This window comes from Ruegeria sp. BJ6, from assembly GCF_056537885.1.
In genome coordinates this window covers 1-14,198 of sequence record NZ_JBQFSG010000002.1, presented here as the reverse complement: position 1 = coordinate 14,198, position 14,198 = coordinate 1, and the positions used below count along the sequence as shown (strand labels likewise).

The following is a 14,198-nucleotide window of genomic DNA, read 5'->3' as shown; positions in this document are numbered from 1 at the left end:
CCGGGAGGCAGATGCCCTGCCCGTTACTTTGTTCCGAACATCCGGTCGCCTGCATCCCCCAGCCCCGGCATAATGTAACCTTTGGAGTTCAGTTCGCGATCCAACGCTGCGGTTACGATTTTTACATCTGGATGCGCTTCTTTCATACGTGCGACACCTTCGGGCGCAGCCAACAGGCAGAGGAACCGGATATCGGTCGCGCCGGCTTTTTTCAGCAAATCAATAGCAGCCGCTGAGCTGTTGCCAGTGGCAAGCATCGGATCAACGGCGATGACCAGACGATCCTTCAACCCTTCGGGAGCCTTGAAATAATACTGAACCGGCTCAAGCGTTTCCTCGTCACGATACAGGCCGACAAAACCCACGCGAGCTGAAGGCACCAGTTCAAGAACCCCGTCCAGCATCCCGTTTCCGGCGCGCAGAATCGAGACCAAAGCCAGTTTCTTACCTGCGAGGATCGGCGCGTCCATTTCTTCCATCGGGGTTTCGATGTGACGCGTTGTCAATTGCATCTCACGCGTAACCTCATAGGCCAGCAACAGCGTAATTTCACGCAGAAGCTGGCGAAACGATGCGGTCGACGTGCCTTTGTCTCGCATAAGCGTCAGCTTGTGTTGCACCAGTGGGTGATCGACGACGGTCAGATGTTCGCTCATGTCTTCTCCAGTCTTTTCTTGACCCGCGCACGGGTTTCCTCATCGCAAAATGCCGCATTCAAGGCCGTATCATTGAGCGCGGCGAAATCTTCAACGCCCCAGCCGAACGCCTTGTTCAGCATCTCATATTCACGGCGCATGGTGGTATGGAAAAACGGCGGATCATCGGTCGATACCGTGACCTTGACCCCGCCCTCGCGCAACCGGGCAATCGGGTGCGATGCGAAGTCAGGAAAAAGTCCCAGCACGACGTTTGATCCGGGGCAAACTTCCAGCGTTATTTCCCGATCTGCCAATTCATGGACCAGATCCGGGTCTTCGATGGCGCGAACGCCATGACCGATGCGCTCGACCCGCAGATCGCGGACCGCTTCGCGTACACTTTCGGGACCACCAAATTCGCCTGCATGGGTGGTCAGGCGCAAACCTGCCTCGCGCGCGCAATCAAACGCCCAGTCAAAATCGCCCTGACGCCCAACGGCTTCGTTGCCGCCCATACCAAAACCGGTGATCCAATCCCCCGCCGTTTCCGCCGCGCAGATCGCGCTGTGTTTCGCCTTGTCTGGTCCGAAATGCCGAACGCAGGTCACGACACCGCGCAGCGTGATATCAAACTTTCGCTCGGCCTCGTCCGCCGCATCCCTGACCGCATTCAGATAATCGCGCCAGGCGTGGACGTCACCACCACCACAAAAATCGGGGCTGAGAAAGGTCTCGGAATAAACCACCCCGTTCGCCGCACTTTCTTCCAGAATGGCAAGGGTCAGCCTTCGGAAATCCTCGGGAGAGTTCAGAACCTCGCACGCGGCCTCATATACACTTAGAAAATGGGCAAAGTCCCGGAAATCATAAGTGCCGTCGGCTTTGAATATCCCGCTCAGGTCAATGCGCTTTTCGTGCGCCAACTGCCGGATGAATGCCGGTGGCGCAGCCCCTTCGTGGTGCAGGTGCAGTTCGACCTTGGGTAAATCGGCGACGTTCACAGAAAACTCCTTCCCGGCCCCTGAGACGGAACGCCCAAATGCTGCGCGACACTTGCGGCGACATCTGCAAAATCAATCTGTCCGATCTCGCCACTACCCTGCCCGGCAATCAGTACCGGAACCTGTTCGCGCGTGTGATCCGTACCTGTCCAGGAAGGGTCATTGCCATGATCCGCTGTCAGCAGCAGCAGGTCGCCCGGCCGCAGCTTCCGCAAGATCGTACCGATTTCACGGTCAAACCATTCAAGCGCGCGGGCATATCCACTGATGTCACGTCGGTGCCCAAACAGACTGTCGAATTCCACGAAGTTAGCGAAGGTCAGACTGCCCTCTTCCGCCGTGTCCACAAGGTCGGACAAGTGATGCATGAGTTCTGCGTCCGAGCCCTTGCGCAATGTGTCGATCCCCTGCATCGAGAATATGTCGCCAATCTTTCCCACCGCATGGACGCGCCGTCCGGCATCCTGCACCCAATTCGTCAGAACCGGCGCGGGCGGCAGGATGGCAAAATCCTTGCGATTGGTCGTGCGCGTGAAACCCTTTTCGGGCGATCCGACAAATGGCCGCGCAATGACCCGGCCTACTTTCATCTGATGCAGTCGGGGGGCGAGCGCTTTGCACAAATCCAGCAAACGTTCGAGGCCAAAGGTCTCTTCGTGTGCGGCGATCTGGAAAACACTGTCTGCCGACGTGTAGCAAATGGGCCAGCCCGTTCGCATGTGCTCAGCGCCCAGATCAGCTATGATCGAGGTGCCGGAAGCGTGGCAATTGCCAAGAACGCCGTCTGTACCCGCAAGCTCTGCCGCTGCCCGTCCGAGCTCCTCGGGGAAAGCCGGAACCGTGTCCGGGAAATAGTGCCAGTCCCACGGCACCGGCAATCCGGCCAGTTCCCAATGCCCTGAAGGTGTGTCCTTGCCCGGCGAATGTTCCCGTGCGCACCCCCAAAGACCATTGGGAGCTGTTCCCAGCCCGGGTGTTTGATCGCCAGAGGCCAACCGAACCGCCGCCCCCAATCCCAAAGCGGTCAGGTTCGGCAACTGCAACGGTCCCGAGCGGCCTTCCTCTGCCCGACCTTCGGCACAAGCCTGCGCGATATGTGCTACCGTGTTGGCGCCAGTATCCGGCACGTCGCCATTGAAAAACCGACCAGCATCCGACGCACCGCCGATGCCAACTGAATCCATCACCACCACAAATGCGCGCGTCACGTTGAAATCCTTTCGTGGACGAGTTCGGGCGTGACAACCGCATCAGGGCCAATCTGGATCGCGCGCAGCACCGCCTGCGCAGCATGCCGCGCTGCATCCTCGCGCCCTGCATGAACCACGGCAATCGGGGTGCCTTTTGACACTTTGTCCCCCAGCCGAACGATATTCGAGAGGCCGACAGCCGGGTCAATCACATCGCTTTCGACCTGACGTCCGCCGCCAAGGGCGACCACGGCAAGTCCCAGCGCCTCGCCATCAATTGCAGTGACATACCCGTCATTGGGCGCGGTTACTTCCTGTATGACGTTGGCTTCGGGCAAAAAACGGGACCAAGTGTCAACGAATTGGACCGGGCCGCCAACTGCCGCCATCATCCGCCCGAACCGCTCAGCAGCGCGCCCGTCCCGGATCACATCCCTGATCCTGTCGCGACCTTCCTGAGCGTTCGCTGTCATCCCCGCATCCGCCAGCAGTACACCGCCCAGTTCGGCGGATATCTTGGAAAGCGGAGTTTCGTGTCCGCCGGTCATCACCTTCATAACCTCAGTGATTTCCAAGGCGTTTCCCAGCGAAGACGCCAGAGGCTGATTCATATCCGTGATCAAAGCCGATGTCCGGCACCCTGCCGCATTTGCCGTTTCCGACAGGGCTACTGCCAGTTTGCGCGCGTCCTCGGGCGTTTTCATGAATGCGCCGCTACCGACCTTGACGTCCAGCACCAGCGCATCCGGGCTGGCCGCCAGTTTCTTGGACAGGATCGAGGCGGTGATCAGATCCAGGCTCTCGACGGTCGCAGTCACGTCCCGAATTGCGTAAAGCCGCTTATCCGCAGGCGCGATCTGCGCCGTTGCCCCGACAATCGCCGCGCCGGTTTCCCGCAGTATCTGGACCAGCCGATCCTGACCGATCTGTGTCGTCACCCCGGGGATCGCCTCAAGCTTGTCCAGCGTCCCGCCCGTGTGGCCCAGCCCCCGCCCCGAAATCATCGGGACATAAGCTCCGCATTCCGCAAGCGCAGGTGCCAACACCAGAGACACGCAGTCGCCGACCCCACCTGTCGAATGTTTGTCGATCACCGGACCATCCAGATCCCAGTGCAACACGTCCCCACTGTCCCGCATGGCCACGGTCAGTGCGGCACGCCCCTCGGCCCCAAGCCCGCCCATGCAGACGGCCATGGCAAAGGCTCCGGCCTGTGCATCGCTGACGCTGCCGTCAGCCAGCCCCTGCGCGAACCAAATCAGTTCTTCCTGACCGGGAACTTCGTGGCGGCGCAGTTTCGAGATGATCGAACGGGCATCCATCGATTCAGGACTCCGCCATCTGTGCAGCGTCGAAGGCACCCGGGAGGAGCTGAGAAATAGTCAACGTGGCCTCAGCCCCTTTTACGGTCGCCATTGTTACAACCACATCACCCTTACCGAACTCCGCAAGTTTCTGCCGACAACCACCACAGGGCGTCACCGGGACCGGGCTGTCTGCCACGACATAGACCTCGGTCAGTTCTTTTTCACCGGCGGCAACCATTGCGGCAATCGCGCCGGCCTCGGCGCATGTACCTTCGGGGTAAGCCACGTTTTCCACGTTGCACCCCGAAAAGACCGCCCCTGAACCGGAACGGATCGCCGCGCCCACCTTGAAGTTAGAATAGGGTGCGTGGGCATTTTCACGGACTTTCAGGGCGGCATCTTTGAGCTGCATGGCGATTCCCCAATTTTTGATCATCTGGTCAGAATGCCCTAACCTAAATGAAAGCACCTTGGGAATTGAAGCCCCTGAACCGCGTTTTCCGTCGCAGCTTTCAGCCTAGTTCAAAATCGTTTGGAACGTGCCCGGCAATGTGATCTCCAGCAATTCGACGTCATCGGACGGATCGCCAAGGCGGGTTCGCATTCCAGGCGGTATGACAAAGGCATCACCCTGTTCCAGCCGAAATGAATCACGCCCCTCGCCTTCAAGCGTGACCTCACCATTCATCACGAACGTAAAGTGTATGTCGGCGTCATGGCTTGCCCATTCAGGATCGCCGTCTCCCTTGCGGATAACCTGCACCCCGGCAACACCTTTGGTGTTTTCCGCGATGGTCGTATCCCTGCAGATATATCCAGGTAGGCGGAACGGTACCCATTCCGCGTCTCTGGCCTGATTGTAGACAAAGCGCTGACCCTGCCATTCCCGGTCAGGACGATAGTGTGGCGTCGGCAAATCCATGTCGTGGTCGATTTCGGTCACATGCTCGGCAGGGACACCGATTTCGATCACCTGCACGTTATCCGATGCCTCCAGAACACGATGCCGGATCTCCGGCGGCTGGATAAAGCAGTCTCCGGCCGTCAGGCGCATCTTATCTCCCTGATCTTCGTAAACCACGTCCACCCAGCCGTGAATGCAAAAGATCAATTGAAAACCGACCTTATGAAAGTGGACCATATCCGGAACCGGCCCGCCATCGGGAATGCGGATATGGCTGGCAATGATCGAGCCCCCCAGACGCGACGGCACCAGATCGCGATAGTGCATCCCTGCCCTGCCGATAATCCAAGGCGCCTGATCCTTGAGCCGCCTCACAACGAACGAATGAACTGTGTCCGGCATAACCATCGGCGGATTACGCTCTTCGATTTCAACTCGCGTTCCATTTGGTGCAACCATGCTGCGGGTGCCATCCGCAAAGCTATCCGGGTCTTCAGTCAGAATTCGGATGGTACCGGGTGTCTCGGGTGCGTCCTTCTCGATCCTCAGACGCAAACCATGTCCGGAGAAAACGGCTACACGCGGATCGTCAGCGGGATAGATCATGTCCATCCTCATCCCCAGCACCTTTGTAAAGAACGGGATGTCATCACGCAGCTCATTGGTTGGCAAACGGATTTCGCCTATGGTGTCGGTCATGCAAATCTCCTCTGTGGCGGAGATTGGCCGCAGGTCCCGAGATTTGCAAGAAGCCGCCTGCGACCCTGTGGCCTGAATTCCCCTGTTCCCCCAACGTCAAATTTAGTTTAGCACTAAACTAAATCCCACAAGGAGCTTGCAAGATGTCAGACACCCCAAGTTTACGCCAGGCGGCCCTTGAATATCACGCATTTCCAAAACCGGGCAAACTCGAGATCAAGGCGACCAAGCCGATGGCGAACGGACGCGATCTGGCGCGGGCCTATTCGCCGGGGGTGGCCGAGGCCAGCCTTGAGATCAAGGAAAACCCCACCAACGCCGAACGCTATACCGCGCGGGGCAATCTGGTTGCGGTTGTTTCGAACGGCACCGCCGTTCTGGGGCTGGGCAATATCGGTGCCTTGGCATCCAAGCCCGTCATGGAGGGCAAGGCGGTTCTGTTCAAGAAGTTCGCCGGTATCGACTGTTTCGACATTGAAGTGAACGAGCCCGACCCGGAGAAGTTGGCGGATATCGTCTGCTCACTGGAGCCCACATTCGGGGCGATCAATCTTGAGGATATCAAAGCTCCTGACTGTTTCATCGTGGAAAAGCTGTGCCGTGAGCGGATGAACATTCCGGTCTTTCACGATGATCAGCACGGCACGGCGATCGTTGTGGGCGCTGCGGCCAAGAACGCGCTGCACGTGGCCGGGAAGTCGTTCGAGGATATCAAGGTCGTTTCCACGGGTGGCGGTGCGGCTGGCATTGCCTGCCTCAGCATGCTGGTCAAGCTTGGTGTCAAACGAGAGAACATCTGGCTTTGCGACATTCATGGTCTTGTCTACGAAGGACGGGCCGAGGATATGAACCCGCACAAGGACCAGTTTGCGCAAAAATCCGATCTGCGGACACTGGACGATGTAATTGGGGACGCCGATCTGTTTCTGGGCCTGTCAGGACCGAATGTCCTGAAGCCCGAGATGGTCGAGAAAATGGCGGACAGGCCGATCATCTTTGCGTTGGCCAATCCGACCCCGGAGATCCTACCGCAAGCTGCCCGCGAAGTGGCCCCGAATGCAATTATCGCAACTGGCCGCAGTGATTTTCCCAATCAGGTCAACAATGTACTGTGCTTTCCGTTCATCTTCCGGGGTGCTTTGGACGTCGGCGCGACCGAGATCAATGATGAGATGCAAATCGCCTGCGTGGATGGAATCGCGGATATGGCCCGCGCAACCACAAGCGCCGAAGCAGCCGCCGCATATAAGGGTGAACAACTGACATTCGGGCCGGATTACCTGATCCCCAAGCCTTTTGATCCGCGTCTTGTCGGCGTTGTCTCCTCGTCAGTTGCGAGGGCTGCGATGGAAAGCGGCGTGGCCAAACGGCCCATCGACGATCTGGAAGCCTACAAGGAACGTCTCAATCAGACGGTCTTCAAATCCGCCCTTTTGATGCGTCCCGTTTTCGAGGCCGCCGCAGTCGCGTCGCGCAGGATTGTATTTGCCGAAGGCGAAGACGAGCGTGTGCTGCGGGCCGCCCAGGCGATCCTCGAAGAAACCACAGAAACCCCAATTCTGATTGGCCGTCCCGAAGTGATCGAATCCCGTTGCGAGCGGCTTGGCCTTGTGGTTCGCCCCGGTCAGGACTTCCAGATTGTGAACCCGGAACACGATCCGCGCTACTATGACTATTGGAATTCGTATCACCAGATCATGGAACGCCGTGGTGTGACACCCGATCTGGCCAAGGCGATTATGCGTACGAATTCAACAGCCATTGGCGCGATCATGGTACAACGGGGCGAAGCCGACAGCATGATTTGCGGCACGTTCGGAGAATATCGCTGGCATCTGAATTATGTCGAGCAGGTTCTCAACCATGGCGATCTGCGCCCGCATGGCGCCCTTTCTCTTATGATCCTCGAGGATGGCCCACTGTTCATCGCAGATACACATGTCCGGCAGTTGCCAAACCCGGAAGAACTGGCCGAAATTACACTGGGAGCGGCGCGCCATGTACGCCGTTTCGGCCTGGAACCCAAAATCGCCTTTTGCTCGCAATCTCAATTCGGAAACCAGGCTGAGGGTTCGGGAAAGCGACTGCGGGAAGCAATTGAAATTCTCGACAGCAAACCGCGCGATTTCACCTATGAAGGCGAAATGAATCTGGACGTCGCGCTTGACCCTGAACTGCGGCAACGGATTTTCCCGAATTCCCGGCTTGAAGGGGCGGCCAACGTGCTGATCTTTGCCCATGCCGATGCAGCAAGCGGTGTTCGCAATATTCTCAAGATGAAAGCTGACGGGATCGAGGTTGGCCCAATCCTGATGGGCATGGGCAACAAGGCGCACATCGTCACGCCTTCCATCACGGCGCGCGGACTGTTGAACATGGCCGCCATTGCCGGAACGCCTGTCGCACATTACGGTTGACGGCGGCGGCCCCGATGGACGGCCGCCTGTTCAGGGAGGTCAGAAATGAAAGGGCATTGCCACTGCAAAGCGGTGCGCTGGGAAAGCGATGGCGAAACGGCCTGGAGTTGCTATTGCCACTGCGCCGACTGCCGCCGGAACTGCGCATCACCAGTTACCGCCTTTTTGGGTTTACCGCATGACTCGGTCAGGTGGCTTGGCCAGACACCAAGCGTCTATAACTCGTCGCAAGGCGTGGAGCGCCTGTTTTGCAGTACCTGCGGAACGCAGATGGCCTATCGAACCGAACGGGACCCAGTGAACATCCACCTTTATACGGCGACCCTGGAAAACCCGGACGATCTGCCGCCAAAGTTTCACGTTTTCCACTCCGACCATCTGCATTGGCTGAACATTCAGGACAGATTACCACGCTACGCGAAAACCACAGGGTAAAAACCCTGTGGCCTTCGATGTCCGTGAGTGCGTGGCTGGAGTTATCAGCCGATCACCTTGTGTCCTCGACCCTGCATGCAGTTCACCAATACTTGCCGCCGGATCAGTTCATCATTGTATTGGCCTCTCGCGGCTCCAACAATCGCCCCGCCCAAGGCGCCTGTTACAACGTCCTCTCTTTCACCCAAGGACCACCCCGTGACAGCTCCGCTAACCGCGCCATAGGCAATGTCCGCGCCTTGCTTGCCTGGGTGGTAATTCGCAGCCAATGCTCGGCACTCTGTTTCATCGAGGCCAAAATTAGCGTTCCGCGTGCCATCAACTGCCAGAGGTTTTTGCATTGGGTATTGGGCACAAGCAGAAAGACCAAGAAAAGCGACAAGCATAAGCTTTTTCATAGCGGTAATCCTTGAAATTTTGGAACTATGCCTCGGTATTCAAGATGATCTCTCCTGCCTTGGCGAAGCTGATATAAGGATTTGGAGGGCAGCAAAAAATGGAAATCCGAGAATCTGACGCCGCGTAACAATGTAAATCGAACGCTTTCGCGAACTAGCCACTTTGGCATTTTGACGAATAGGATGGGCAATATTGAGGCAGCGGGTTGGCTGGCTTTGCAGAAAAAAATTTGCAACTATTCAGAATATGGAAAATTTGCGGTCATTTTCGCCAAAAAACAGAAGTTTGCAAAAATTTGCAGCTGAATTTACGTGATCATTGCAAATTTTTTGCGATAAACTGACGCGCCGTCATTTCTGCCGCTTGCCCGATACATTCAGTATGCCTAACACATTCCGCAAGCTGAGTGGGAGGAGGACGCAATGGCATATCAGGACGTTTATCAGAGCTGGGAGAACGACCCCGAAGCATTCTGGCTGGAAGCAGCCAAGGGGATCGATTGGGTAAAAGCGCCGACCAAAGCGCTTTTTGACGAGAACGCCCCGCTCTATGAATGGTTCTGCGACGCCAGGGTAAACACCTGCTGGAATGCGGTTGACCGTCATGTCGAGAATGGGCGCGGTGAACAGGCGGCCATCATCTATGACAGTCCGATTACGCATACAAAACGCGAAATCTCGTATGTCGAACTGCGAAATCGCGTGGCAAATCTGGCCGGTGCCTTGCGCGCGAAGGGTGTCGAAAAAGGTGATCGCGTCATTATTTACATGCCGATGATTCCCGAGGCGCTGGAGGCGATGCTGGCCTGTGCGCGTCTTGGCGCAGTGCATTCCGTTGTGTTCGGCGGTTTTGCCAGCAACGAACTGGCTGTGCGCATTGATGACGCCAAACCAAAGGCCATCATCGCCGCCTCCTGCGGGATGGAGCCGGGCCGCGTGGTGCATTATAAACCTCTGCTGGATGGCGCAATCGACATGGCCAGCCACAAGCCGGACTTCTGCGTAATTTTCCAGCGCGAACAGGAAGTGGCGCAACTGGTCGAAGGCCGGGATTTCAACTGGCATGGGTTTCAGTACGGTGTCGAACCCGCCGAATGTGTGCCCGTCGCCGGTAATGATCCGGCGTATATCCTCTATACCTCGGGCACGACTGGCGCACCCAAAGGCGTTGTGCGCCCGACTGCAGGCCACCTTGTGGCGCTGAACTGGACGATGAAGAACATCTACAACGTCGATCCGGGTGACGTCTTCTGGGCAGCGTCGGATGTGGGTTGGGTCGTCGGCCATTCCTATATCTGCTATGCACCGCTGATCCACGGCAACACGACAATCGTGTTCGAGGGCAAGCCGGTCGGCACCCCTGATGCCGGAACTTTTTGGCGGGTGATTTCCGAACACAACGTCAAAAGCTTTTTCACTGCCCCGACCGCGATCCGTGCCGTCAAGCGCGAAGACCCGAAGGGAGAGTTGCTGAAATCGTACGACCTGTCCTGCCTCAACGCATTGTATCTGGCAGGTGAACGCGCTGATCCCGATACGATTGAATGGGCGCAGGATGCCCTGAAGGTTCCTGTAATCGACCATTGGTGGCAAACGGAAACTGGCTGGACCATTGCCGGCAACCCGCTGGGGATTGAAGAACTGCCCGTCAAACTGGGCTCGCCAGCGAAACCTATGCCCGGCTATGACGTTCAGATTCTGGACGAAGGCGGCCATCCGATGAAACCCGGTGAACTGGGTGCGATCGCGGTCAAACTGCCCCTGCCCCCAGGCACTTTGCCAACCCTGTGGAATGCCGAAGACCGGTTCAAAAAATCCTATCTGGAACACTTCCCCGGATATTATGAAACCGGTGATGCTGGCATGATTGATGAGGACGGATACCTGTACATCATGGCGCGCACGGATGACGTCATCAACGTTGCAGGGCACCGTTTGTCTACAGGCGCCATGGAAGAAGTACTGGCCGCGCACCCAGACGTTGCAGAATGCGCCGTGATCGGCGTCACAGATCAGTTGAAGGGGCAAATGCCCGTCGGGTTTCTGTGCCTGAATTCCGGGTCAGAGCGCGCCCACGGCGACGTAGTACAAGATGTGGTCAGGATGGTACGGGAAAAAATCGGCCCGGTTGCGGCATTCAAACAGGCCGTTGTCATAGATCGGCTTCCCAAAACCCGCTCGGGCAAGATCCTGCGCGGGACCATGGTATCGATTGCGGATGGCAAGGACTACAAGATGCCTGCCACAATCGACGATCCGGTCATTCTGAACGAAATCAAATCCGCCTTGCAGACGATTGGATACGCACAGTGATGCCGCCGGGGTGTCAAACACCACCCCGGCATCGCAATACGCTTGCAACTTGACCCTCACGACCTACTGTGCCCTCAGAGGGAGGGCACATGGCACAAAATGAGACTTGGCGCTTGAGCGCCACGGAACTGAGCAAGCTAACACGAAACGGCGACCTGAGCGCCGAAGCTGCGGTCCAAAGCTCGATCAACCGCATGAACAGGGTGAATCCCGACCTGAACGCGGTTGTCGAGGACCTGAGTAGCGAAGCCCTTGAGCGTGCCCGGAATCTGGACATCGCCCGCGCTCAAGGTGCCAGTCCGGGGCCTCTGCACGGCATCCCCGTTACGATCAAAGTCAACGTGGATCAAAAGGGGCATGCCACAACCAATGGCGTAGTAGCCCTAAAAGACGTGATCGCGCCGGATGACGCCCCGGTCGTCAACAACCTACAAATGGCAGGCGCCGTTGTGATCGGGCGAACAAACACACCAGAGTTTTCCTTTCGCGCTGACACGGACAATCCGCTTCATGGCCGAACGCATAACCCATGGGGGCGCCACATCTCGCCGGGTGGCTCATCGGGTGGGGCGGGTGCTGCAGTCATGGCCGGTATCGGCGCGCTCGCACATGGAAACGACATTGGCGGCAGCTTGAGATTTCCGGCAGCGGCCAACGGCGCGGTCACCGTGAAACCCGGTCTGGGCCGCGTACCGGCGTGGAACCCAAGCCAAAAGGCCGAACGAGGCTTGCTCGCGCAATCCATGTCAGTTCAGGGCCTGATCACCCGACGGGCAGCGGACCTGCATCTATCCATGCCCAGTCTGATCGCACCAGATACGCGTGACCCTTTTCATGCGCCCATTCCCTGGCGGGGCCCGGCACTGGATCAGCCAATAAAGGTGGCCTTCACAAAGAACACCTTCGGGTATGAGTTGCACCCCGAGGTTGATAAGGCACTGGATACGGCTCGGGACGCCCTTATTGACGCCGGGTATCACGTCGAAGAGGTCTCGCCGCCCGACGTCTTCGAATGTGGCCGCATAGGCTATCGCACTTTGATGGGCGAAGTTCTGACCCTGATGCAGTCGGATATTGAAGCGGCCGGATCGAAAACCATCCGCGATATATTCGAGGTCTATTTTCAGGAATTCCCACCGATTGTCGGAACAGAACTGATCGAAATGCTGGCCCGACGCAGCCACTATGCCCGCGAATGGTCTCTGTTCATGCAGGATTACCCTCTGGTTTTGTCACCGTTCCTGCCGCAGCCGTTTTTCAGACCCGACCGCGACACGGAAGGGGTCGAAGGTGTTCATGAAGTTCTGGGGTGTGCAGTCTATTCCTACGCGATGAACTTTATCGGCCTGCCCGCCGCTTGCGTTCCTGCCCGTCTTGCAAACCTTCCCAGTGGCCCACAACCTATCAATGTGCAGGTGGCAGCGCGCCGGTGGCGTGAAGATCTGGCCGTTGATGCAGCCATCGAAATCGAGGCCCGCGTTGGGTCAATGGCCGAAGTGCTGTGGAAAAAAATGGACGGCTAGCGCCCGGACAGGCGTTTGGTCCAATGTGAAAAGCAGTTCCGGCCCCTGTGCGCAGCGGCCAGGACATCCTTAACAGTCTTTTCAAAAAATAGACCCCGGGGATCTCAACCCGGGGCCTGTCGTTCTAAAATATTCCCGGATTGTGATGACGAGCGTAGTACCACCCACCCTCGCCAGCGCGAAAACTGCGCAATCATCTGACACGTCGCTTGGTGGCCACTCACTCCCACCGGGACGTAATCTCCGGGCAAGTTCAGATTATCCGAAACTTAATGTTCCGCCTGTGATCTTGTTCACATAAGGACAAGAAAATCCCGCTCAGATTGTGAAGTTTATGTAAATTGCTCGGAAATCAGGCGTTCTTCCAGACCGTGCCCCGGATCAAAAAGGATGCGATGTTCGATAGTTGGCTCGGACCGAATCTCGACCCAGTCGATATCCGGAATCGAGATCGAATCTGCGTCTGCCATCACCGGGCGCTTGTCTGCCTCCATGACGTCGAACCGGACATGCGCCGTCTTGGGCAGCAGTGCGCCCCGCCAACGACGCGGACGGAACGCGGCAATGGCGGTCAAAGCTAGAACATCAGATCCAATGGGCAATATCGGCCCATGTGCTGAATAATTATAAGCTGTCGAACCAGCTGGCGTAGACAGCAACGCGCCATCGCAGACAAGTTCAGCCAACCGCAGTCGACCATCCACCGATATTTTCAGCCGCGCCGCCTGCGGCCCGGCCCGCAGCAACGAAACCTCATTGATTGCCAGCGCCTCATGAATTTTCCCGGACTGGTCCATAGCGGTCATGGCGAGCGGATTGATGATTTCCTCTTCGGCCTCGGAAAGGCGTGTCAGCAGATCGGTGTCATCATATTCGTTCATCAGGAAGCCGATGGTGCCCCGATTCATGCCATAGACCGGCGTTCTGAGATGCTGAGTGCTGTGTAGCGTCCGCAGCATGAAACCATCACCCCCCAGCGCCACGATGACATCGGCGTCTCTGGGCGCGACGTTCCCGTATCGGCTTTTAAGCATCTCGCGCGCCGATTGGGCGACTTGGGCGTCACTGGCCAGAAAGGCGATTCTTTTTTTCATATTTTCCGGTTTCCGGTGTTGCGCATTTGGTTCCGAAACAAACATACCTTTCCGCCAGAGGCCAGAGTTGACGCCACTGCGGGCCAATTCGTCGCTTTACAGCCTTTCTCGGACCCTCGGTTTCCGATAGGAAATTCGCCAAACAGTCTCAAGCCATGTGGAGCCCCCATGAACGCCAATCTTCGTGATACCGGTTTCTTTACCCAGTCTCTTTCGGAGCGTGACCCCGAGCTTTTCGGTTCGATCACGTCTGAGCTTGGCCGCCAGCGCGACGAGATC

13 protein-coding genes are annotated in these 14,198 nt (G+C 57.4%); 5 read left to right on the top strand and 8 right to left on the bottom strand.

Annotated elements, in window-relative coordinates; all coding sequences use genetic code 11:
• Positions 1 to 23: 23 nt before the first annotated feature.
• The 6 genes from upp to ACR0D6_RS05265 all read right to left on the bottom strand — a co-directional run bounded on the left by upp (position 24) and on the right by ACR0D6_RS05265 (position 5,739).
• Entirely contained in the window at positions 24 to 656 is a 633-nt protein-coding gene (upp, locus tag ACR0D6_RS05290) for a uracil phosphoribosyltransferase (RefSeq protein WP_170651541.1), read from the bottom strand.
• On the bottom strand, positions 653 to 1,639 hold the full coding sequence (locus ACR0D6_RS05285; protein ID WP_480764748.1) for an adenosine deaminase: 987 nt from the start codon (positions 1,637 to 1,639) through the stop codon (positions 653 to 655). The genes upp and ACR0D6_RS05285 overlap by 4 nt, the downstream gene beginning before the upstream one ends.
• Positions 1,636 to 2,847, bottom strand: coding sequence for a phosphopentomutase (locus tag ACR0D6_RS05280; RefSeq protein WP_480764747.1), 1,212 nt, complete (start codon positions 2,845 to 2,847; stop codon positions 1,636 to 1,638). Before ACR0D6_RS05280 ends, ACR0D6_RS05285 begins: the two co-directional genes overlap by 4 nt.
• Positions 2,844 to 4,151, bottom strand: a complete 1,308-nt coding sequence (locus ACR0D6_RS05275) for a thymidine phosphorylase (RefSeq protein WP_480764746.1) — start codon at positions 4,149 to 4,151, stop codon at positions 2,844 to 2,846. Before ACR0D6_RS05275 ends, ACR0D6_RS05280 begins: the two co-directional genes overlap by 4 nt.
• A gap of 4 nt (positions 4,152 to 4,155) precedes the next feature.
• Complete coding sequence (locus tag ACR0D6_RS05270) at positions 4,156 to 4,548, bottom strand: cytidine deaminase (protein WP_170651537.1); 393 nt, start codon at positions 4,546 to 4,548, stop codon at positions 4,156 to 4,158.
• A gap of 105 nt (positions 4,549 to 4,653) precedes the next feature.
• Entirely contained in the window at positions 4,654 to 5,739 is a 1,086-nt protein-coding gene (locus ACR0D6_RS05265; protein WP_480764745.1) for a cupin domain-containing protein, read from the bottom strand.
• 143 nt (positions 5,740 to 5,882) lie between these two features.
• On the opposite strand from ACR0D6_RS05265, the gene ACR0D6_RS05260 reads away from it, so the two are divergent.
• Both ACR0D6_RS05260 and ACR0D6_RS05255 read left to right on the top strand, forming a co-directional pair.
• A complete protein-coding gene (locus ACR0D6_RS05260) occupies positions 5,883 to 8,156 on the top strand; it encodes an NADP-dependent malic enzyme (protein ID WP_170651535.1) in 2,274 nt (757 codons plus the stop codon).
• Between the two features lie 45 nt (positions 8,157 to 8,201).
• Complete coding sequence (locus ACR0D6_RS05255; RefSeq protein ID WP_170651534.1) at positions 8,202 to 8,591, top strand: GFA family protein; 390 nt, start codon at positions 8,202 to 8,204, stop codon at positions 8,589 to 8,591.
• Between the two features lie 44 nt (positions 8,592 to 8,635).
• On the opposite strand, the gene ACR0D6_RS05250 is transcribed toward ACR0D6_RS05255, so the two are convergent.
• Positions 8,636 to 8,989: a hypothetical protein gene (locus ACR0D6_RS05250; protein ID WP_480450154.1), complete on the bottom strand. Its 354-nt coding sequence runs from the start codon at positions 8,987 to 8,989 to the stop codon at positions 8,636 to 8,638.
• A 183-nt stretch (positions 8,990 to 9,172) separates the two neighbouring features.
• On the opposite strand from ACR0D6_RS05250, the gene ACR0D6_RS05245 reads away from it, so the two are divergent.
• From ACR0D6_RS05245 to ACR0D6_RS05235, 3 genes are all read left to right on the top strand, one after another.
• Positions 9,173 to 9,295, top strand: a complete 123-nt coding sequence (locus tag ACR0D6_RS05245) for a hypothetical protein (protein ID WP_480764744.1) — start codon at positions 9,173 to 9,175, stop codon at positions 9,293 to 9,295.
• Between the two features lie 117 nt (positions 9,296 to 9,412).
• Complete coding sequence (prpE, locus tag ACR0D6_RS05240) at positions 9,413 to 11,302, top strand: propionate-CoA ligase PrpE (protein ID WP_480764743.1); 1,890 nt, start codon at positions 9,413 to 9,415, stop codon at positions 11,300 to 11,302.
• Positions 11,303 to 11,391: 89 nt separating this feature from the next.
• The gene (locus ACR0D6_RS05235; RefSeq protein ID WP_480764742.1) at positions 11,392 to 12,825 is read left to right on the top strand and encodes an amidase family protein; all 1,434 of its coding nucleotides are present in this window, start codon (positions 11,392 to 11,394) and stop codon (positions 12,823 to 12,825) included.
• A 332-nt stretch (positions 12,826 to 13,157) separates the two neighbouring features.
• On the opposite strand, the gene ACR0D6_RS05230 is transcribed toward ACR0D6_RS05235, so the two are convergent.
• Positions 13,158 to 13,919, bottom strand: coding sequence for an NAD kinase (locus ACR0D6_RS05230; RefSeq protein WP_480450157.1), 762 nt, complete (start codon positions 13,917 to 13,919; stop codon positions 13,158 to 13,160).
• Positions 13,920 to 14,198: the final 279 nt, after the last annotated feature.

What these genes read in the sequence shown, in the direction of transcription:
- upp (WP_170651541.1), bottom strand. Translation starts at nt 656, where the DNA reads ATGAGCGAACATCTGACCGTCGTCGATCACCCACTGGTGCAACACAAG.
- ACR0D6_RS05275 (WP_480764746.1), bottom strand. Translation starts at nt 4,151, where the DNA reads ATGGATGCCCGTTCGATCATCTCGAAACTGCGCCGCCACGAAGTTCCC.
- ACR0D6_RS05270 (WP_170651537.1), bottom strand. Translation starts at nt 4,548, where the DNA reads ATGCAGCTCAAAGATGCCGCCCTGAAAGTCCGTGAAAATGCCCACGCA.
- ACR0D6_RS05265 (WP_480764745.1), bottom strand. Translation starts at nt 5,739, where the DNA reads ATGACCGACACCATAGGCGAAATCCGTTTGCCAACCAATGAGCTGCGT.
- ACR0D6_RS05260 (WP_170651535.1), top strand. Translation starts at nt 5,883, where the DNA reads ATGTCAGACACCCCAAGTTTACGCCAGGCGGCCCTTGAATATCACGCA.
- ACR0D6_RS05255 (WP_170651534.1), top strand. Translation starts at nt 8,202, where the DNA reads ATGAAAGGGCATTGCCACTGCAAAGCGGTGCGCTGGGAAAGCGATGGC.
- ACR0D6_RS05250 (WP_480450154.1), bottom strand. Translation starts at nt 8,989, where the DNA reads ATGAAAAAGCTTATGCTTGTCGCTTTTCTTGGTCTTTCTGCTTGTGCC.
- ACR0D6_RS05245 (WP_480764744.1), top strand. Translation starts at nt 9,173, where the DNA reads ATGGGCAATATTGAGGCAGCGGGTTGGCTGGCTTTGCAGAAAAAAATT.
- prpE (WP_480764743.1), top strand. Translation starts at nt 9,413, where the DNA reads ATGGCATATCAGGACGTTTATCAGAGCTGGGAGAACGACCCCGAAGCA.
- ACR0D6_RS05235 (WP_480764742.1), top strand. Translation starts at nt 11,392, where the DNA reads ATGGCACAAAATGAGACTTGGCGCTTGAGCGCCACGGAACTGAGCAAG.
- ACR0D6_RS05230 (WP_480450157.1), bottom strand. Translation starts at nt 13,919, where the DNA reads ATGAAAAAAAGAATCGCCTTTCTGGCCAGTGACGCCCAAGTCGCCCAA.